This window comes from Klebsiella variicola (genome assembly GCF_000828055.2).
In the GTDB taxonomy this organism is placed as follows: Bacteria; Pseudomonadota; Gammaproteobacteria; order Enterobacterales; family Enterobacteriaceae; genus Klebsiella; species Klebsiella variicola.
The window spans coordinates 5,185,262-5,204,530 of record NZ_CP010523.2 but is presented as its reverse complement, the minus strand read 5'-3'; the positions used below and the strand labels follow the sequence as shown (position 1 = coordinate 5,204,530).

Here is a 19,269-nt window from a genome sequence, read left to right as displayed (position 1 = left end):
TCCCCCGCAGCGGGTGCTGCGTGAAATCATATCCTGTGTGTTATTTCAGTAATAACTCAGCCGTTTCTCTGTTTGTCACCAGACAATTAATATAGCGTCCGTGCAATGCGCCAAGAATGCCAGAGTATTTCTCTTCCCCCATGGCGATGCCGATGGAATAGCGAGCCTGGCGCAGCTTCGCCATTTCGATCGACAGGGTTTTTTCGCTCATATTGGTATCGACTAACCCGCCGTTAATATCGTAGAAACGCGAACAGATATCCCCGGCGACGTGGCGGGCGTTGAGATCGTCGCTCTCTTCGCTGCCGTAGAAGGCGTGCCAGTTTGCGCCGTCGCGAATGGCCGGTGAACCAATACCCACCAGCGCCACATCCAGGCTGTCCCAGTAGGATGAGATGGTTTTAAAGTGCTGGGACTGCATGATGCCGTTGCGGATCAGCGGGTTATCCAGCAGGGCTGGAAAATCGGCAAGGTGGGATTCCGCTTTCAGTCTGGCTGCCGCGCCGTAGGTTAAGGTGTTCACATGGTAGCGGCTCTCCAGTTTACCGGAAGGCCCGCCGATGATGGGGACGCAGATCACCTGGCGTGACTGGCTGGCCTGCGGCAGGTTCTCCACCAGCGAACGCACGGCGCGGCCCCATGAAAAACCGATGATATCGCCTGGCTCCAGCAACCGATCGACAAGCAGGGCGCCATGCTGGCCCATCGCACTCAGCTGTTCTTCTTCCAGCAGCCCATCGCTGCTGGCAACCACCGCCTCTTTCAGGCCAAATTTTTGCTTGAGCTGTTGCTCGAGCCACAGGTTTTCATTGTAGTCATAGTTGATGGCGATGGTAACAATGCCCTGCTCGCGGCCGCGCTTCAGCAGGCGACTGATGGTGGTGCGATAGATCCCCAGCTCGCGAGCGATTTGCGCCTGAGTCATATCCTGCTCGTAATAGAGCTGGGCGATTTTGACAATCAACCGGATATCATCGCTGTTTTCCATGGTCATCTGCAGGCTCCTGCACATTTGTGCAAATCGCGGGTTTGTGCTGTTGATCTGATATAACCCTATTAGAGCCACCGTTTAAAGCGATTTTCTTTTATTTCATCACCCTAATCTGGCGAATAATCTTGCACATTTGCGTTATCAATAGCGGGTTGTTGGCACCTTTGTGCATTGCACGCTAAATCGCTGATTCTGTGATATTTCATCATGCAAAGTTGCCAGGCGTTGAGCGGGACACTTTTGTGAAAAAAGGCGTAGTCGATCACACCTTGCGCCGGAGGGCGCAAAGGCACATCTTTTTTCTCGCCCACAAGGTAGGGTATATTTCGCTTTTACAGGAGAATCTATGCTGCCCGACTCATCAACCCGATTAAATAAATACATCAGCGAAAGCGGCATCTGCTCGCGTCGCGAAGCGGACCGCTTTATTGAACAAGGCAACGTCTTTATCAATGGCAAGCGCGCCACCATTGGCGATCAGGTGAAGCCTGGTGACCTGGTCAAAGTGAACGGACGGTTGATTGAGCCGCGTGAAGCGGATGATCTGGTGCTGATTGCGCTGAATAAGCCGGTCGGTATTGTGAGCACCACCGAAGATGGCGAACGCGACAATATTGTCGACTTCGTCAACCACAGCAAGCGTATCTTCCCTATTGGCCGTCTGGATAAAGATTCTCAGGGGCTGATCTTCCTCACCAACCACGGTGATCTGGTGAACAAGATCCTGCGTGCCGGCAACGACCATGAAAAAGAGTATCTGGTGACGGTCGATAAGCCAGTGACCGATGAGTTCATTCGCGGGATGGGCGCGGGGGTGCCGATTCTCGGGACGGTGACGAAAAAATGTAAAGTGAAGAAAGAGGCGCCGTTCGTTTTCCGCATCACTCTGGTGCAGGGGCTGAATCGCCAGATCCGTCGTATGTGCGAGCACTTTGGCTATGAAGTGACGAAGCTTGAGCGTACGCGGATTATGAACGTGAGCCTGACGGGGATCCCCTTGGGGGAATGGCGTGATCTAACCGATGACGAGTTGATCGACCTGTTCAAGCTGATTGAAAACTCCTCTTCCGAAGCGAAGCCGAAAGCCAGGCCGAAGGCCAAAGCGGCGACTCCCGGCATCAAGCGCCCGGTGGTGAAGATGGAAAATAGCAACGATAAGGGCCGCCCGGCTGCTAACGGGAAACGTTTCACCCAGCCGGGACGTAAAAAGAAAGGGCGTTAACGCCTGCCGCGGGTCGGCGTATTCGCCGACCAGGAAAAGGTCGCTTCCTTATCCGTTTTATAAGCCTGCTGTTTTTTCACCTGGCGGGCTTTCTTCGCTTCCGCTTCACGCTGCGCCATCAGCTTATCGATATATTCCTTTTTCACGCTGTTCGTTTCCGCATTGCTCAGCGGGCGGCCATGCGCAATGCGCGCGCGGTCAAGCAGCGTTTTCAATTCGCGCTGTTCGCGCTCGGTCATCTCTTTTTGTGTAATACGGGGGAGTGCCATGGTGGTGCCCTCAGTCAGACCAGAGCACCCAGTGTACGGCAATCAGCGCAAAATAGAACGCATCCGGAAAGCGCCTCGCAGAATATTTCCCTCGTTCGTGACCAGTGCGCGGGTCTGGCTTAGGGTAATGGCACGTCTACCGTCCAATGACGACAAATTTTGGGTGGGTGATGTATAAAATTTTATACAAGGATGTGATATGCTCAATCAGCAACAGAGATTAAGGCGTATCGTCTGGATGGGCTCTTCCTTTGACGATCTGCGCCAGTTTCCTGAGGACGTCCGCAGAGATGCCGGATTCCAGCTTTATCGTTTACAGTCGGGTTTAGAGGCTGCGGACTGGAAAGCGATGCCTCAACTGGGGCGGGGCGTTGAAGAAATCCGCCTGCGCCACTTTTCCGGTGCATATCGGGTAATTTATCTGGCCCGTTTTGCAGAGGCGATATATGTCCTGCACTGTTTTAACAAAAAGACGCGGCGTACCGCCGAACACGAAAAACAGATTGTCAGAAACCGTTTGCAGGTAATACAGCAGGAACACAGGAGTCATAAATGAATCGTAAGAGGGTGGATGGTATTCGTCATGTGACCTCTGAAGAGAGCAATATATTCAGTGAACTGGGCTTTGATGATGCTGACGCAGAGCAGCTTCGGGGACAAGCGGAAAAAGAAGTTGAGCAGTTGATGGCGCTTAAACGACAGTTAATGCAGGAAATCGCTGAGTGGATAGATGAACATCAATTGAAGCAGGCCGATGCTGCCGCGAAGTTGAGCATTTCGCGCCCGCGTATTTCAGATGTGGTCAATCAGAAAACCAGTAAGTTTACCCTGGATGCGTTAGTCATGATGTTAATGAAGTTAGGTAAACCAGTACGTTTGCAGATTGGATAACGCACACGCCCGGGCCTGCGCCCGGACGTATCACGCTCAGCGCTTGTCGGCTTTTTTGGCGATAGGCTTTCCTGACCAGTACCCGGCCAGCAGCGAACCGGACAGGTTATGCCAGACGGAGAACAGCGCGCCTGGCAGCGCCGCCAGCGGGCCGAAGTAAATTTTACCCAGCGCGGCCGCCAGGCCAGAGTTCTGCATCCCCACCTCGATCGCCAGCGTACGGCAGGTGGATTCATCAAAACCAAACAGACGTCCGCCCCAGTAGCCGCCAAGCAGGCCAATGGTGTTATGCAGGATCACCGCGATAATCACCACCAGGCCGACGGAGGCGATATGGGCGGCGGAACCCGCCACCACCGCGCTGATGATCGCCAGTATGCATACCATCGAGAAAGCGGGCAGGAACGGCTCTACCGCTTTCACCACCTTCGGCAGCAGATGATGGACAATCAGTCCCAGCGCGATGGGGATGACCACAATCTGCAGAATGCTGAGCAACATGCCCATGACGTCGACCTGAATATGCGCGTCGACGTACAGACGGGTGAGCAGCGGTGTCGCCACGACGCCGACGAGGGTGGAGACCGAGGAGATGGTCACCGACAGCGCCACATCCCCTTTGGCAAGAAAGATCATCACGTTGGAGGCGGTCCCGCTGGCGACGCTGCCGACCAGCACCATCCCGGCGGAAAGCTCCGGCGGCATATGAAACAGCAGCGCCAGCAGCCAGGCGGCGAGCGGCATCACCAGATAATGGAGAAAGATCCCTGCAGCGACCGGCGCCGGGCGCGACAGGACGCGTTTGAAATCCTCCAGCTTCAGATGCACACCCATACCGAACATGATCAGCATCAGCAGGGTGGTGACCCATGGGCCAATTGGGGTGAAGGTGGTGGGAGTGTAATAGGCCAGAACGGAGAGCAGCAGTGCCCATAACGGGAACAGCCGCGTCAGAGTTGCGAGCATGTTGTGTTCCTTGCGATACGCGAACCGGGCCGCGCCATCCCGATGGGGCGGCGAGCAGGTCCGCTGGTTGTGTTGATGTTGTTATAAAAAAGCCGGGTTCGAGCCCGGCTATAGGTATTGTTTATCGTGCTAAGAAATTTTACTCAAACAAATTATGATGCAGCTTCTGCACCACCTTCTCCGCATCGGCGCCAGGCACCAGGAAGCAGAGGTTATGGCTGGAGGCGCCATAGCAAATCATGCGGATATTAAACGGCTCGAGGACGCCAAAGACCTCTTTGCCGACGCCGCAGGCTTTCGACAGCTCATTGCCAATCAGGGCCACCAGCGCCAGGTCTTCCTCCACTTCCACGCGGCACAGCGAGGAGAGTTCAGTCAGCAGCGCCTGGGTCAGCAGGGTATCGCCTGCAGAGGTTGAGCCGGTGGTATCCATGGTCAGGGCCACGCTCACTTCGGAGGTGGTGATCAAATCGACTGAGATGTTATGGCGCGCCAGAATGCCGAATACCTCGGCGAGGAAGCCGCGGGAGTGCAGCATATTCAGGCTGTGCAGCGTCAGCAGCGTCTGGCGGCGACGCAGCGCCAGCGCGCGGAACAGCGGCGGGTTCTCGGTGGTTTTACACACCAGCGTACCGCCCGCTTTAGGCTCTTTACTGGAGCCGACAAACACCGGGATATCGCTGCGCACAGCGGGCAGCAGGGTCGCCGGGTGCAGCACTTTGGCGCCAAAGGTGGCCATTTCCGCTGCCTCTTCAAAGGCGATGACGTCGATGCGTTTCGCCGCTGGCGCCACGCGCGGATCGGTCGTATAGATCCCGGGCACATCGGTCCAGATATCGACGCGGGTGGCATTCAGCGCTTCGCCGAGCAGAGCGGCGGTATAATCGCTACCGCCGCGGCCGAGGGTGGTGGTGCGGCCTTTCGCTTCGCTGCCGATAAAGCCCTGCGTCACCACCAGGCCTTCCGCCAGGCGCGGCGCCAGCTGCTGCTGGGTCAGTTCGGCGACGGCGGCGATGTCCGGTTCGGCGCGGCCAAAGCGATCGTTAGTGCGCAGCACTTTACGGGCGTCAAACCACTGCGCCTGAATACCGCGTTCACGCAGAATTTCTACAAACAGCAGGGTGGACATCAGTTCGCCATGGCTGACCAGTTCGTCGGTCAGGGCGGTCGAGGAGGCGAGCGCGGCGGCTTCCGCCAGCGTGGTGATATTTTCCAGCAGGCGCTCAATCTCTTCGCGGATCACGTTGGGATAGCGCAAACGCTCCAGAATATTGAACTGGATCTGGCGCAGAGCATCCAGCTGGGAAAAACGTTCGGTGGGTTCCAGCCCTCCCGCTAAGGCCACCAGAATGTTGGTCACGCCGGCGGAGGCGGAGAGCACAACAATACGGGTATTGGCATCGAGCAGCGCCACATCGATGCTGCGGTTCATAGCGTCAAAATCGGCAACGCTGGTGCCGCCAAATTTGGCGACGACTAGATCTGTCATAACAACCTCGTGTCAGGGGGCCTGACTTATTAAAACGATTCCTGAACACCGATCGTGGCAGGGGCTGGACGCCGCCGGATCGCAACAAAATGTCTTAATAAGCCAGGCCAAATTATTCAGCCATGGCACAAGGGAAGAGCGATAAACAGGGTGGCGCAGAGTGATAAACAACTACGATGTCACCCAGAAGTGCTCCACCTTGTAGACCCGACTCACCGCTCTGGGCGCTGAGGTGTTCGGGTATGAAACGCCCGACTGCGAACGTTTCTGGTGACAACCCAGGGGATTCAGCCCCTGTGGCCGGTGAGGAGCGTGACCAGACGCTCTTTCACCTCGGCGTTGCTCCCCCTCACGTATTTTCCCCGGACTGGTTCCTCCAATACGGTTACCTGGGCAACGCACCTCTTCTGGCAATTACCGACGTCTTTCACCTGGCCGGGGGAACAGGGACATTATATCCCCCGCGAATACCCTTTCGCTGTAGCGTGAAATGCGCGAGCAATAGATACCTACCAATACGTAAGCACTGCGGATATATAAAGGCTTAACACCAGCTATGTCAACGCTGCGGTTATGCGGATTTTTCATGCCCCTGCGGCTAACAGAAAAAAGCCTTATGATAGCTATACTAATGGGGCTTTTTACTCCGTTTTGACCCGATTCCTGACCGGCGTCAGGGACAAGTCACAAAAATCATCACAATTTTCCGTCACCGGCGCTACAATCGACCGAAGTCACAATCTCAAATCAGAAGAGTATTGCTAATGAAAAACATCAACCCAACGCAGACCTCTGCCTGGCAGGCATTACAGAAACACTTCGACGAAATGAAAGATGTCACTATCAGCGAGCTGTTCGCCAAAGATAGCGACCGTTTTTCTAAGTTTTCCGCGACGTTCGACGATCTGATGCTGGTGGACTTCTCCAAAAACCGCATCACCGAAGAGACGCTGGCTAAACTGCAGGATCTGGCGAAAGAGACCGATCTGGCAGGCGCCATTAAATCGATGTTCTCCGGCGAAAAGATCAACCGTACCGAAGACCGTGCGGTACTGCACGTCGCGCTGCGCAACCGCAGCAATACGCCGATTGTGGTTGATGGCAAAGATGTGATGCCGGAAGTGAACGCTGTGCTGGAGAAGATGAAAACCTTCTCAGAAGCGATTATCTCCGGTAGCTGGAAAGGCTATACCGGCAAACCGATCACCGACGTGGTTAACATTGGTATCGGCGGTTCCGACCTCGGTCCGTTCATGGTCACCGAAGCGCTGCGTCCGTACAAAAACCACCTCAACATGCACTTTGTCTCCAACGTCGATGGCACCCACATCGCCGAAGTGCTGAAGAACGTGGATCCGGAAACGACCCTGTTCCTGGTGGCGTCCAAGACCTTCACCACCCAGGAGACCATGACCAACGCCCACAGCGCGCGCGACTGGTTCCTGGCGACCGCGGGCGACGACAAGCACGTGGCTAAACACTTCGCCGCGCTCTCTACCAACGCGAAAGCGGTTGGCGAGTTCGGCATCGACACCGCCAACATGTTTGAATTCTGGGACTGGGTTGGCGGCCGCTACTCCCTGTGGTCGGCGATTGGCCTGTCCATCATTCTCTCCGTGGGCTTCGACAACTTCGTTGAGCTGCTGTCCGGCGCGCATGCGATGGATAAACACTTCTCCACCACCCCGGCGGAGAAAAACCTGCCGGTGCTGCTGGCGCTGATCGGTATCTGGTACAACAACTTCTTCGGAGCAGAAACCGAAGCGATTCTGCCGTACGACCAGTACATGCACCGTTTTGCCGCCTACTTCCAGCAGGGCAACATGGAGTCCAACGGTAAGTATGTTGACCGTAACGGCCACGCGGTAGACTACCAGACTGGCCCGATCATCTGGGGTGAGCCGGGCACCAACGGTCAGCACGCGTTCTACCAGCTGATCCACCAGGGCACCAAAATGGTACCGTGCGATTTCATCGCCCCAGCTATCACCCACAACCCGCTGTCCGACCATCATCCGAAGCTGCTGTCCAACTTCTTCGCTCAGACCGAGGCCCTGGCTTTCGGTAAATCCCGTGAAGTGGTCGAGCAGGAATACCGCGATCAGGGTAAAGATCCGGCGACCCTGGAGCACGTGGTGCCGTTCAAAGTGTTTGAAGGCAACCGTCCGACGAACTCCATCCTGCTGCGTGAAATCACCCCGTTCAGCCTGGGGGCGTTGATTGCCCTGTATGAACACAAGATCTTCACCCAGGGGGCGATCCTCAACATCTTCACCTTCGACCAGTGGGGCGTTGAACTGGGCAAACAGCTGGCTAACCGCATCCTGCCGGAGCTGAAAGACGGCAGCGAAGTTAGCAGCCACGACAGCTCGACTAACGGCCTGATTAACCGTTATAAAGCCTGGCGCGCATAATCTTGCGCAGCTAAGACGCAATGCCGACCCTTAGGTCGGCATTTTTTTTACAGCCGCCGCAGCAGCCTCGCCGGATTTCCCGCCCACACCCCTTTCTCGGTAATGGACTTCGTCACCACGCTGCCCGCGCCAATCACCACGCCGTCGCAGATGCTGACGGCCAGAATCGTGGCGCCACTGCCGATCGACACGTCATCGCCAATCTCAATTCGCCCCCAGCTGGCGCGGTCGGCGTTTGGTTTACCCTCGCGAAACAGGTCGTTGGCAAACATCACGCCGTGACCGATAAAGCAGCGCTGGCCAATGGTGACGTACTCGCAGATAAAAGTATGGGACTGAATTTTACTGTTCGCGCCAATGCGGGTATTCCCCTGGATCTCAACGAACGGCCCGACGAAGACGTTATCGCCAAGGACACAGTCGTACAGGTTGGCGGGCAGGTAGATCACCACGTTCTCACCGCTGGTGACGTTGCGGATCGCCGTTTCCCGAAGGGTATGCATAGTGCCTCTCAGATCGGTTTGGCCAGAATATGTAAGGTGCTTTGCTGGCTGGCGGAATGAAATGCGACATCTTTCACGTGCTGCATCCCCTGACGTTCGTAAAAGCGGCGCGCAGCGGGGTTATCGGCGAGCACTTCCAGCCACAGCCAGCGTTCACCGGCCGCTTTTGCTCTCGCCTCGACGGCGCGAAATATCTGCTCGCCGTAGCGTCGGCCCGTTGTGTCAGGCAGCAGATAGAGCTTATGCAACAGCGTACCGGACGGACCTTCAGGACTTATCGCCTGACGACAGGCGTATTTCGCAAAGCCGACAGGGTGGGGGGCTTCAGCAATCAACCAACAGCACTGGGAATCGGTCAGGCTGCGTTGCAGCGAGGCCAGGGAATACTCTTGTTGCAGGTAGCACGCCAGCTCGTCGGCGTTATGCCAGAGGTGAGCAAAGTGATGGCGATAGCTGGCATTGCCCATTTCATTGAGTAAAGCCGCATCCTCTGCGCGTGCGGTACGAATCTTCAGCATGGTTGTTTCCTTTTTAACCCGTCCGTCTGGGCTGTGATTGTTACATCTTCGCCGGTGGTGGCAAAAAGTTAGCGAATAATGTCGATCTGGATCACATTTTTGCGTTATACAGGTCTCAAAGAAGCATAATGATGAGGGGTATTTATGTCGTCGGTTTATCGTCCGCTGGTGAATTTTATCGCCACCGCGATGCAAACGGTTTTGAATCTTGGGCTGCTGTGCCTGGGGATTATTTTGATCGTCTTCCTCGGGAAAGAGACGCTGCATCTGGCCGATGTCCTCTTTACCCCGGAGCCGACCAGTAAGTACCGGCTGGTGGAAGGTCTGGTGGTCTACTTCCTCTACTTCGAGTTTATCGCGCTGATCGTCAAGTATTTTCAGTCGGGGTTCCACTTCCCGCTGCGCTATTTCGTCTATATCGGCATCACCGCGATTGTGCGCCTGATTATCATCGACCATGAGTCGCCGATGGCGGTGCTGATTTACTCCGCGGCGATCCTGATTCTGGTGATTACGCTCTGGCTGTGTAACTCCAATCGCCTGAAACGCGAATAAAAAAAAGCGGCCTCCAGGGCCGCTGACCAACAGTCACAAATAAAATTTATGTAGGGTCCAGTTGAGGATAGCAGTGGCATTGGCCTTACTTTTTCAGCTGAGGGCGACGGCGACAATACCCGGTTGGGGTCGTGTATTGCGGCTAGACCGTCGGCCCTCATCTGAAATTTGGGGCCGGTGTTACAAAAAAACTTAACCTTTCACCCCACCCGCCGTCAGGCCGTTAACCAGCCAGCGCTGCGCCAGCAGGAAGACGACCGTGATCGGGATGGCGGAGAGCACCGCCGCAGCGGCGAAGTCGCCCCACAGATAGTTCTGCGGGTTGAGATACTGTTGCATACCTACCGCCAGGGTATAGCTGTTCACATCGCGCAGCAGCAGCGAGGCGACGGGCACTTCGGTGATGGCCGCGATGAACGACAGAATAAACACCACCGCCAGAATCGGCACCGACAGCGGCAGCAGCACGAGGCGGAAAGCCTGCCATGGGGTCGCGCCATCCAGCGCCGCCGCTTCTTCCAGCGAACCATCGATGGTTTCGAAGTAGCCTTTAATCGTCCAGACGTGCAGCGCGATACCGCCCATATAAGCGAAGATCACGCCGCCGTGGGTGTTGAGGCCGACGAACGGGATGTACTGGCCCAGGCGATCAAACAACGCATACAGAGCCACCAGCGACAGCACCGCCGGGAACATCTGGAAAATCAGCATCCCTTTCAGCAGCGTCGCTTTCCCCGGGAAGCGCATACGGGCAAAAGCGTAGGCGCAGGTGGTGGAGAGGGCGACGATACCGATCGCGGTAATGCCGGCGACCTTAATCGAGTTCCACAGCCACAGCAGCACCGGGAACGGCGGCGGCGTGACGCGGCCATCGGCGTGTTCGACGCTGAAGCCTAACGCCAGACGCCAGTGTTCCCAGGAGATGGTATCCGGGATCAGGCTGCCGGTGGCGAAGTTACCCTCGCGCAGCGAGATGGCGATAACCATCAGCAGCGGAAACATAATCGCCGCGATAAAAATCAGTAGCAGGAGATGCGTAGTAAAGAGACGCAGCTTTTGAGATTTGGGTTGGACCATAGCCATTATCGTTATCTCCCTTAATCAAACTTCATGCGCGTGGCTTTCAGATTCACAATCGCTAACGCGCCAACCAGCAGGAAGATAAGCGTTGCGATAGCCGCCGCCAGGCCGAAGTCCTGACCGCCGCCGCCTTCAAAGGCGATGCGATAGGTGTAGCTCACCAGCAGGTCGGTATAACCGGCCGGGGTGGTGGTGCCGAGACGGTCCGGACCACCGTTGGTCAACAGCTGAATCAGCACGAAGTTGTTAAAGTTAAAGGCGAAGCTGGCGATCATCAGCGGTGTCAGCGGTTTGATCAGCAGCGGCAGCGTAATTTTAAAGAAGTTCTGGAACGGACCGGCGCCATCCATCGCCGACGCTTCGTACAGATCGTCCGGAATCGCCTTCAGCAACCCCATGCACAGGATCATCATGTACGGATAGCCCAGCCAGGTATTGACGATGATGATCATGGTACGCGCGGTGGTCGGGTCGCTAAACCAGGCCGGCTTAATGCCGAACAGCGCGCTGAGCATCATATTGATTTCACCAAAGCTCTGGTTGAACAGCCCTTTGAAAATCAGAATCGAAATAAACGACGGTACGGCATACGGCAGAATCAACAGGACGCGGTAAATTGCTTTGCCTTTCAGCGCTTCCCACTGCACCAGACAAGCCAGCACCATTCCCACGGCCACGGTCAAAATCACCGTCAGCACCGAGAACACCACGGTCCAGACGAAAATAGCGAAGAACGGTTTCTGGATACCTTCGTCCTGGAAGACGCGAGTGAAGTTATCCCAGCCGATCGTCACGGTGTAGCCCGGGCTCAGCTTTTCAGTGCCCCAGCTGCCGTCGGCGTTAATCGCCTGGTAGAAGCCTACGTCATTGTTCGGGCGGTATTTAACGTGGGTCTGATTGTTGGTCAGCACCCCATCTTCGCTAAGCGTATACAGCGGTTGAGTGCCAGAGAACTGACGCAGCGAGCTCATGATCACTTTGCTGTCATCCGGCAGCACCGCGGTCAGTTGGTTCAGCGCGGTGCGGTTCTGGGTAATGACGCGCAGGCTGACGCGCTCGCCTTCCGGCAGGGCATCGGTTTCTTTTAACGCCAGCTTCTGCTCACCGCCGAATTTAAAAGCGTCGGAAAGGTAGTTTTTACCGCTCTCGCCGTCGGTCAGGGCCAGTTTCCACTCGTCCCCCGCCGGGATCAGCGTGAAGTTATAGGCTTTGCCAGCCTGGAAAGAGCGATCCATCAGCACCTGCTGCGCACGTTCAAAGGTCAGCTGGTTGGTGCTGCTGTAGTTAGTGAAGGCGATGGCAATGGTACAGATCAGCGGAAACAGGACGAACAGACCCATGCCGGCGAGGCCGGGATAGACATAGCGCCAGGCATAAGCCTTGCGATTAGCGAAAATATACAGGCCAACTGAGCTTAAAATCAGCGTCATGATGGCGAACAGGTACTCCCCCTGGGCGTACATCAAAACAACAAGGTAACCCACCAGCAGGCATAGTAAGCCAATCACAGACCATGTGAGTTGCGGACTTTGCCACCAGTGTTTCTTTTTAACGGCATCCATGGGGATCATCCTCTACAGCGGTGAAAACTTATTTGTCAGGCGGCGCTTCGCTTACCTGACCTACGGTCCGAGCCGCAGTGGTAGGGCGGGTAAGCGCAAGCGCCACCCGCCGTTTTCTTACTTGGTGATACGGCTCTGTGCATCCTTCAGTGCAGCATCGACCGTCTGGCGACCGCTGGCGGCGTTGATTACCGCGGTACGAACGGCATACCAGAAGGCAGACATCTGCGGGATGTTAGGCATGATTTCGCCATTCTGGGCGTTCGCCATGGTGGCGGCGATGCGCGGATCTTTTTCCAGTTTCTCCTGGAAGGATTTCAGCGCGACAGCACCCAGCGGTTTGTCGTTGTTAACCGCTTCCAGACCCTGATCGGTCATCAGGTAGTTTTCGAGGAACTCTTTCGCCAGCTCTTTGTTCGGGCTGGCGGCGTTGATACCGGCGCTCAGCACGCCAACGAACGGTTTCGATGGTTTGCCTTTAAAGGTCGGCAGCAGGGCGACGCCGTAATTAACCTTGCTCTTATCAATGTTAGACCACGCCCACGGACCGTTGATGGTCATGGCGGTTTCGCCTTTGTTGAAGGCGGCTTCCGCGATGGAGTAATCCGTGTCGGCATTCATGTGCTTGTTCTTGATCAGGTCAACCAGGAAGGTGAGACCCGCTTTCGCGCCTGCGCTGTCTACGCCGACGTTTTTCACGTCATATTTGCCGTTTTCAAACTTGAAGGCGTACCCGCCGTCGGCAGCGATCAGCGGCCAGGTGAAGTACGGTTCTTGCAGGTTGAACATCAGCGCGCTCTTACCTTTCGCTTTCAGCGCTTTATCCAGCGCCGGGATCTCTTCCCAGGTTTTCGGCGGGTTCGGCACCAGGTCCTTGTTATAAATCAGGGACAGGGCTTCAACCGCCACCGGATAGGCGATCAGTTTGCCGTTAAAGCGCACGGCATCCCAGGTGAAGGGATAGAGTTTGTCCTGGAACGCTTTGTCCGGGGTGATTTCAGCCAGCAGGCCGGACTGCGCGTAGCCGCCGAAACGGTCATGCGCCCAGAAGATGATGTCCGGGCCGTCGCCGGTCGCCGCAACCTGCGGGAACTTCTCTTCCAGCTTGTCCGGATGCTCTACGGAAACTTTAATGCCGGTGTCTTTTTCAAACTTTTTACCCACTTCAGCGAGGCCGTTATAGCCTTTGTCGCCGTTAATCCAGATAACCAGCTTACCTTCTTCAATTTTTGCGAGGGCAGAGGCGGAAAACATCATCGTGGTCAGTGCTGACAGCGCGAGGATGCGAGCGCCAGTTTTGATTTTCATATACCCGTCCTATTTGGTGATGTACTCGTGGATACACTTCGGTGGCTTAACGATGATGAGTTTCCTTTTTTAACAACCCCTTTCCATCCTCCCTAGGTCTACGCCCCACCCGCTGGTTGTGTGATCTCCATTGCAAAAACGGCCGTATTGCGTCCTGGAGCACAGAAAAAAGTGCCCAATTTTGTCGTCCCCATCACGAAATCACGCTGCGTCCGCCATCCCCCGCGGCGAGAGGCAATCTCTCATCCTCCCATCTCCTCCCCCATAAAAAAGCCGGGGGGTGGAGGATTTGCCAGCCTAAGGAATGCCGCATAGTCGACCCATCTTGAATGTGTCTTTAAGTGACAGGTTGTAACGAAGGGAGAAGGGCATGGCGAGCGTACAGCTGCGAAATGTAACGAAAGCCTGGGGCGACGTGGTGGTATCTAAAGATATCAATCTCGAGATCCAGGATGGGGAGTTCGTCGTGTTTGTTGGACCGTCGGGCTGCGGCAAATCCACCCTGCTGCGTATGATTGCCGGACTGGAAACCGTCACCAGCGGCGATCTGTTTATTGGCGATACCCGGATGAACGACGTGCCGCCAGCCGAACGTGGCATCGGCATGGTATTCCAGTCATATGCGCTTTATCCCCATCTTTCCGTTGCCGAAAATATGTCTTTCGGCCTCAAGCTGGCCGGCGCGAAAAAAGAGGTTATTAACCAGCGTGTGACTCAGGTGGCTGAGGTCTTACAGCTGGCGCATCTCCTGGAGCGTAAACCGAAAGCGCTTTCCGGTGGTCAGCGCCAGCGTGTGGCGATCGGTCGTACGCTGGTGGCAGAGCCAAGCGTCTTCCTGCTGGATGAACCGCTCTCTAACCTGGATGCCGCCCTGCGCGTCCAGATGCGTATCGAGATCTCCCGTCTGCATAAGCGACTGGCCCGCACCATGATTTATGTCACCCACGATCAGGTGGAAGCGATGACCCTCGCCGACAAGATCGTGGTTCTGGACGCCGGCCGTGTGGCGCAGGTCGGGAAACCGCTGGAGCTCTATCACTATCCGGCTGACCGCTTCGTTGCTGGCTTTATCGGTTCGCCGAAGATGAACTTCCTGCCGGTCAAAGTCACGGCGACGGCTATCGATCAGGTGCAGGTAGAACTGCCGAACCGTCAGCAAGTCTGGCTGCCGGTGGACAGCGCCAACGTTCAGGTGGGCGCCAACATGTCCTTAGGTATCCGCCCGGAGCATTTACTGCCCAGCGATATCGCCGATGTGACCCTCGAAGGCGAGGTTCAGGTCGTCGAACAGCTCGGTCATGAAACGCAAATTCATATCCAGATCCCCGCCATCCGTCAGAACCTGGTTTACCGCCAGAACGACGTGGTGTTGGTAGAAGAAGGAGCCACATTCGCCATCGGTTTGCCGCCAGAACGTTGCCACTTATTCCGTGAGGATGGCACCGCTTGTCGTCGGCTGCATAAAGAGCCGGGCGTGTAAGGCTTCCCATTAAAAAAAGGCGCGAACCCGGCAGGCGGTACACCGGCGAAGCGTTCAAAGAAAAGCAATGATCTCAGGAGATAGAATGATGATTACTCTGCGCAAACTTCCTCTGGCGGTCGCCGTCGCAGCAGGCGTAATGTCTGCTCAGGCGCTGGCTGTCGATTTCCATGGCTACGCGCGTTCCGGCATTGGCTGGACCGGCAGCGGCGGCGAGCAACAGTGCTTCAAAGCGACCGGTGCTCAAAGTAAATACCGTCTTGGTAACGAATGTGAAACCTATGCGGAACTGAAGCTGGGCCAGGAACTGTGGAAAGAAGGGGATAAGAGTTTTTATTTCGATACTAACGTTGCCTATTCCGTGAATCAGGAAGATGACTGGGAAAGCACCTCTCCGGCGTTCCGTGAAGCCAACATCCAGGGTAAAAACCTGATCGACTGGCTGCCGGGCTCCACGCTGTGGGCGGGTAAACGCTTCTATCAGCGTCATGACGTTCACATGATCGACTTCTACTACTGGGATATCTCCGGCCCGGGTGCAGGTCTGGAAAACGTTGACCTTGGCTTCGGTAAGCTCTCTCTGGCCGCTACCCGTAACTCAGAAAGCGGCGGTTCTTATACCTTCTCCAGCGATGACACCAAAAAATATGCAGCGAAAACGGCCAACGACGTCTTTGACATCCGTCTGGCGGGCCTGGAAACCAACCCGGGCGGCGTGCTGGAGTTAGGCGTCGATTACGGCCGTGCGAACCCGCAGGATGACTACCGCCTGGAAGACGGCGCGTCGAAAGACGGCTGGATGTGGACCGGTGAACATACTCAGTCCATCTGGGGCGGCTTCAACAAGTTTGTCGTTCAGTACGCGACCGACGCAATGACCTCCTGGAACAGCGGCCACTCTCAAGGGACCAGCATCGATAACAACGGCAGCATGATCCGCGTTCTGGATCACGGTGCGATGGACTTCAACGATGACTGGGGCCTGATGTACGTGGCGATGTACCAGGACGTGGACCTGGACAGCAAAAACGGTTCGACCTGGTACACCGTGGGTGTCCGTCCGATGTACAAATGGACGCCGATCATGAGCACCCAGCTGGAAATCGGTTACGACAACGTGAAATCCCAGCGTACCAGCGAAAACAACAACCAGTACAAAATTACTCTGGCTCAACAGTGGCAGGCAGGCAACAGCGTCTGGTCTCGTCCGGCTATCCGTATTTTCGCAACCTACGCGAAGTGGGATGAAAACTGGGGTTACAGCAACGCCTCCGGTCTGCAGACCAAAGACAGCAGCGGAAGCGGCATGTACACCTCCAGCCGCGGTGACGACAGCGAAGTTACCTTCGGTGCCCAGATGGAAGTGTGGTGGTAATACCGTCCGCAGGACGGGTGTAACCTGGGAGGGGCGTCAGCCCCTCCTGACTATTCAGGGTTAGCGCGCTATTGCCTGGCTACCGCTAAACCGATGCTATCCAAGGTGAGAAGAATGAAAATGAAGAAAACTCTCGTCGCTCTGTGTTTATCCGCAGGGATGTTGGCATGCGTGCCGGGGATGAGCCTTGCCGATGTTAACTTTGTACCGCAAAACACCAGCGCCGCTCCGTCTATTCCTGCCAGCGCGCTGCAGCAGCTGATCTGGACGCCTGCCGATCAATCAAAGACGCAGAGCGTTGATTTAACCACCGGCGGTCAACGCCTGGATGTCCCGGGGATCGTCGGACCGGTCGCCGCCTGGAGCGTACCGGCCAATATCGGTGAGCTGACCCTGACGCTCGACAGCGAACTTAACAAACATAAGCAGATTTTTGCGCCGAACGTGCTGATTCTGGATCAGAACATGACGCCAGCGGCGTTCTTCCCCAGCAACTACTTTACCTATCAGCAGCCGGGCGTCATGACCGCTGACCGCCTGGGCGGCGTGATGCGCCTGACCCCGGCGCTGGGCCAGCAAAAACTCTATGTGCTGGTGTTTACCACTGAAAAAGATCTCCAGCAGACCACGACCCTGCTGGATCCGGCGAAAGCCTATGCCAAAGGCGCCGGCAATGCGGCCCCGGATATCCCGGATCCGATCGCTAAACATACCACCGATGGCGTGCTGAAGCTGAAAGTGAAAACCAATAGCACCTCCAGCGTGCTGGTGGGCCCGCTGTTCGGCTCCTCCGGCCCGGGTCCGGTCACCGTAGGCAATACCGCCGCGCCGGTGGCCGCGCCAGCCGCCGCTGCTGCTGCTGCACCGGCAGCCAAAAGCGAACCGATGCTCAGCGATACCGAAACCTACTTCAACAACGGTATTAAGCAGGCGGTGAAACAAGGTGACATCGACAAAGCCCTGAAATTGATGAACGAAGCTGAGCGCCTCGGCTCGAAATCCGCTCGTTCCACCTTTATCAGCAGTGTAAAAGGCAAGGGGTAATCGTCTCCCCACAATGCTGATGTTTAGGCACAGCCTTTAGGTGCATCCTTCGGGATGCACCTTTTTTTGCACGCGCGGCAGCCTGTTGCATGGCTGTTGCGTGAATGATCGTATATTGACGTTTGCCCGCCACCAACCGCCTATTCTGCGATACAATGCTTTCACGTTATGTACCGGAGAATCAGGCATGTCCCATCCTGCGCTTACGCGACTGCGTGCGCTGCGCTATTTTGCCGTTATGCCATCCCTGGCGCCGCCCCTGAGTGACTGGCTGCTGCTGGAGGACTCAATGACCCAGCGCTTTGAGCAACAAGGAAAGCAGGTCACCGTGACCCTGATTAACGAAGGGTATATTGAGCGTGAGGCGCTGACTGACGAAGCGGCGCTGCTACCTGACGAGCCGCGCTACTGGCTGCGGGAGATTATACTCAATGCCGATGGCGAACCCTGGCTGGCCGGGCGCACGGTGGTGCCGGAGTCGACACTGTGTGGTCCGGAGCTGGCGCTACAGCAGCTCGGGCAGATCCCGCTGGGCCGATACCTGTTCACGTCGTCGACATTAACCCGCGATTTTATTGAAATTGGTCGCGATGCAGCGCTGTGGGGGCGTCGTTCCCGCCTGCGGCTGAGCGGCAAACCCCTGCTGCTGACCGAGCTGTTTTTGCCTGCGTCGCCGTTGTACTAAGAGGAAGAAAAAATGGAGTGGAGTCTGTCGCAGAATAAGCTGTTGGCGTTTCATCGCCTGATGCGCACTGACAAACCGATCGGCGCTTTGCTGCTGCTGTGGCCGACGCTGTGGGCGCTGTGGGTGGCCTCGCCGGGCGTCCCGCCGCTGTGGATCCTGGCGGTATTCGTCGCCGGCGTCTGGCTGATGCGCGCCGCCGGCTGCGTGGTGAATGACTATGCCGATCGAAAATTTGATGGTCACGTAAAGCGTACCGCCCGTCGTCCGCTACCGAGCGGCGACGTTACCGAGAAAGAGGCGCGAACGCTGTTTATCGTTCTGGTGTTGCTCTCCTTCCTGCTGGTGCTCACCCTCAACACCATGACCATTCTGCTGTCGGTCGCGGCGCTGGCCCTGGCGTGGGTCTACCCGTTTATGAAGCGCTACACTCATCTGCCGCAGGTGGTGCTGGGGGCCGCCTTTGGCTGGTCGATCCCGATGGCCTTCTCGGCCGTTAGCGAATCGCTGCCGCTGAGCTGTTGGCTGATGTTCCTCGCCAACATTCTGTGGGCGGTGGCCTACGATACCCAGTATGCGATGGTGGATCGCGATGACGACGTGAAGATCGGCATCAAGTCCACGGCGATCCTGTTCGGCGAAAACGATCGTCTGATTATCGGTATCCTGCAGGTGGCCGTGCTGGCGCTGATGGGCGCGGTGGGCTGGCTGAATGGGCTGGGCTGGGAATACTACTGGTCGTTGTTTGTCGCGGCAGGTCTGTTTGGCTGGCAGCAGAAGCTTATCTTCAATCGCGAGCGCGATAACTGCTTCAAAGCGTTTATGAACAATAACTACGTCGGGCTGGTACTATTCCTGGGCCTGGCGATGAGCTACCTGTAATCCCCTGTCCGCTTCCCCCCGGTGTATCGGGGGGAAGC

The 19,269-nt window shown here is 56.3% G+C and carries 19 protein-coding genes and 1 riboswitch; of the genes, 10 read left to right on the top strand and 9 right to left on the bottom strand.

Going from position 1 to position 19,269, the window contains the following annotated elements:
* Positions 1-40 precede the first annotated feature (40 nt).
* On the bottom strand, positions 41-988 hold the full coding sequence (locus SP68_RS24295) for a sugar-binding transcriptional regulator (RefSeq protein ID WP_002884616.1): 948 nt from the start codon (positions 986-988) through the stop codon (positions 41-43).
* 349 nt (positions 989-1,337) lie between these two features.
* Here SP68_RS24295 and rluF point away from each other — a divergent pair, with 349 nt between their 5' ends.
* Positions 1,338-2,213 (top strand): 23S rRNA pseudouridine(2604) synthase RluF, encoded by an 876-nt coding sequence (rluF, locus tag SP68_RS24290; protein ID WP_008807321.1) that lies wholly within the window; start codon positions 1,338-1,340, stop codon positions 2,211-2,213.
* Here rluF and SP68_RS24285 read toward each other — a convergent pair.
* Positions 2,210-2,482 (bottom strand): YjbD family protein, encoded by a 273-nt coding sequence (locus SP68_RS24285; protein ID WP_004177859.1) that lies wholly within the window; start codon positions 2,480-2,482, stop codon positions 2,210-2,212. The genes rluF and SP68_RS24285 overlap by 4 nt on opposite strands.
* Before the next feature lie 199 nt (positions 2,483-2,681).
* On the opposite strand from SP68_RS24285, the gene SP68_RS24280 reads away from it, so the two are divergent.
* Complete coding sequence (locus SP68_RS24280; RefSeq protein ID WP_008807320.1) at positions 2,682-3,038, top strand: type II toxin-antitoxin system RelE/ParE family toxin; 357 nt, start codon at positions 2,682-2,684, stop codon at positions 3,036-3,038.
* Positions 3,035-3,373: a helix-turn-helix domain-containing protein gene (locus SP68_RS24275; RefSeq protein ID WP_008807319.1), complete on the top strand. Its 339-nt coding sequence runs from the start codon at positions 3,035-3,037 to the stop codon at positions 3,371-3,373. Before SP68_RS24280 ends, SP68_RS24275 begins: the two co-directional genes overlap by 4 nt.
* 36 nt (positions 3,374-3,409) lie before the next feature.
* Here the strand turns inward: SP68_RS24275 and panS are convergent, their stop codons facing one another.
* Positions 3,410-4,339 (bottom strand): ketopantoate/pantoate/pantothenate transporter PanS, encoded by a 930-nt coding sequence (panS, locus tag SP68_RS24270; protein ID WP_002884627.1) that lies wholly within the window; start codon positions 4,337-4,339, stop codon positions 3,410-3,412.
* 139 nt (positions 4,340-4,478) lie between these two features.
* Positions 4,479-5,828 carry a lysine-sensitive aspartokinase 3 gene (gene lysC, locus SP68_RS24265; RefSeq protein WP_008807318.1) on the bottom strand — a complete coding sequence of 450 codons (1,350 nt, stop codon included), beginning with the start codon at positions 5,826-5,828 and terminating at the stop codon, positions 4,479-4,481.
* Between the two features lie 179 nt (positions 5,829-6,007).
* Positions 6,008-6,243, bottom strand: a riboswitch (Lysine riboswitch).
* A gap of 349 nt (positions 6,244-6,592) precedes the next feature.
* On the opposite strand from lysC, the gene pgi reads away from it, so the two are divergent.
* Positions 6,593-8,242, top strand: a complete 1,650-nt coding sequence (gene pgi / locus SP68_RS24260; RefSeq protein ID WP_008807317.1) for a glucose-6-phosphate isomerase — start codon at positions 6,593-6,595, stop codon at positions 8,240-8,242.
* A 47-nt stretch (positions 8,243-8,289) separates the two neighbouring features.
* Here the strand turns inward: pgi and SP68_RS24255 are convergent, their stop codons facing one another.
* Both SP68_RS24255 and SP68_RS24250 read right to left on the bottom strand, forming a co-directional pair.
* Positions 8,290-8,745: an acyltransferase gene (locus SP68_RS24255; RefSeq protein WP_022065223.1), complete on the bottom strand. Its 456-nt coding sequence runs from the start codon at positions 8,743-8,745 to the stop codon at positions 8,290-8,292.
* Between the two features lie 8 nt (positions 8,746-8,753).
* Positions 8,754-9,263, bottom strand: coding sequence for a GNAT family N-acetyltransferase (locus SP68_RS24250; RefSeq protein ID WP_008807315.1), 510 nt, complete (start codon positions 9,261-9,263; stop codon positions 8,754-8,756).
* Between the two features lie 144 nt (positions 9,264-9,407).
* Here SP68_RS24250 and psiE point away from each other — a divergent pair, with 144 nt between their 5' ends.
* Positions 9,408-9,818 (top strand): phosphate-starvation-inducible protein PsiE, encoded by a 411-nt coding sequence (gene psiE, locus SP68_RS24245; protein ID WP_004206282.1) that lies wholly within the window; start codon positions 9,408-9,410, stop codon positions 9,816-9,818.
* Positions 9,819-10,010: 192 nt separating this feature from the next.
* Here the strand turns inward: psiE and malG are convergent, their stop codons facing one another.
* The 3 genes from malG to malE form a co-directional block, all read right to left on the bottom strand.
* Positions 10,011-10,901: a maltose ABC transporter permease MalG gene (gene malG / locus SP68_RS24240; protein WP_002884725.1), complete on the bottom strand. Its 891-nt coding sequence runs from the start codon at positions 10,899-10,901 to the stop codon at positions 10,011-10,013.
* A 14-nt stretch (positions 10,902-10,915) separates the two neighbouring features.
* Entirely contained in the window at positions 10,916-12,460 is a 1,545-nt protein-coding gene (malF, locus tag SP68_RS24235) for a maltose ABC transporter permease MalF (RefSeq protein WP_008807314.1), read from the bottom strand.
* A 117-nt stretch (positions 12,461-12,577) separates the two neighbouring features.
* Positions 12,578-13,768 (bottom strand): maltose/maltodextrin ABC transporter substrate-binding protein MalE, encoded by a 1,191-nt coding sequence (malE, locus tag SP68_RS24230; protein ID WP_008807313.1) that lies wholly within the window; start codon positions 13,766-13,768, stop codon positions 12,578-12,580.
* Between the two features lie 370 nt (positions 13,769-14,138).
* Here malE and malK point away from each other — a divergent pair, with 370 nt between their 5' ends.
* The 5 genes from malK (at position 14,139) to ubiA (ending at position 19,231) form a co-directional block, all read left to right on the top strand.
* A complete protein-coding gene (malK, locus tag SP68_RS24225; protein WP_008807312.1) occupies positions 14,139-15,248 on the top strand; it encodes a maltose/maltodextrin ABC transporter ATP-binding protein MalK in 1,110 nt (369 codons plus the stop codon).
* A gap of 85 nt (positions 15,249-15,333) precedes the next feature.
* Entirely contained in the window at positions 15,334-16,623 is a 1,290-nt protein-coding gene (locus tag SP68_RS24220) for a maltoporin (RefSeq protein WP_008807311.1), read from the top strand.
* A gap of 114 nt (positions 16,624-16,737) precedes the next feature.
* Positions 16,738-17,667, top strand: coding sequence for a maltose operon protein MalM (malM, locus tag SP68_RS24215; protein WP_008807310.1), 930 nt, complete (start codon positions 16,738-16,740; stop codon positions 17,665-17,667).
* 187 nt (positions 17,668-17,854) lie between these two features.
* Positions 17,855-18,352 carry a chorismate lyase gene (gene ubiC, locus SP68_RS24210; protein ID WP_008807309.1) on the top strand — a complete coding sequence of 166 codons (498 nt, stop codon included), beginning with the start codon at positions 17,855-17,857 and terminating at the stop codon, positions 18,350-18,352.
* A 12-nt stretch (positions 18,353-18,364) separates the two neighbouring features.
* Positions 18,365-19,231, top strand: a complete 867-nt coding sequence (gene ubiA / locus SP68_RS24205; protein WP_008807308.1) for a 4-hydroxybenzoate octaprenyltransferase — start codon at positions 18,365-18,367, stop codon at positions 19,229-19,231.
* The last annotated feature ends 38 nt before the right edge of the window (positions 19,232-19,269 follow it).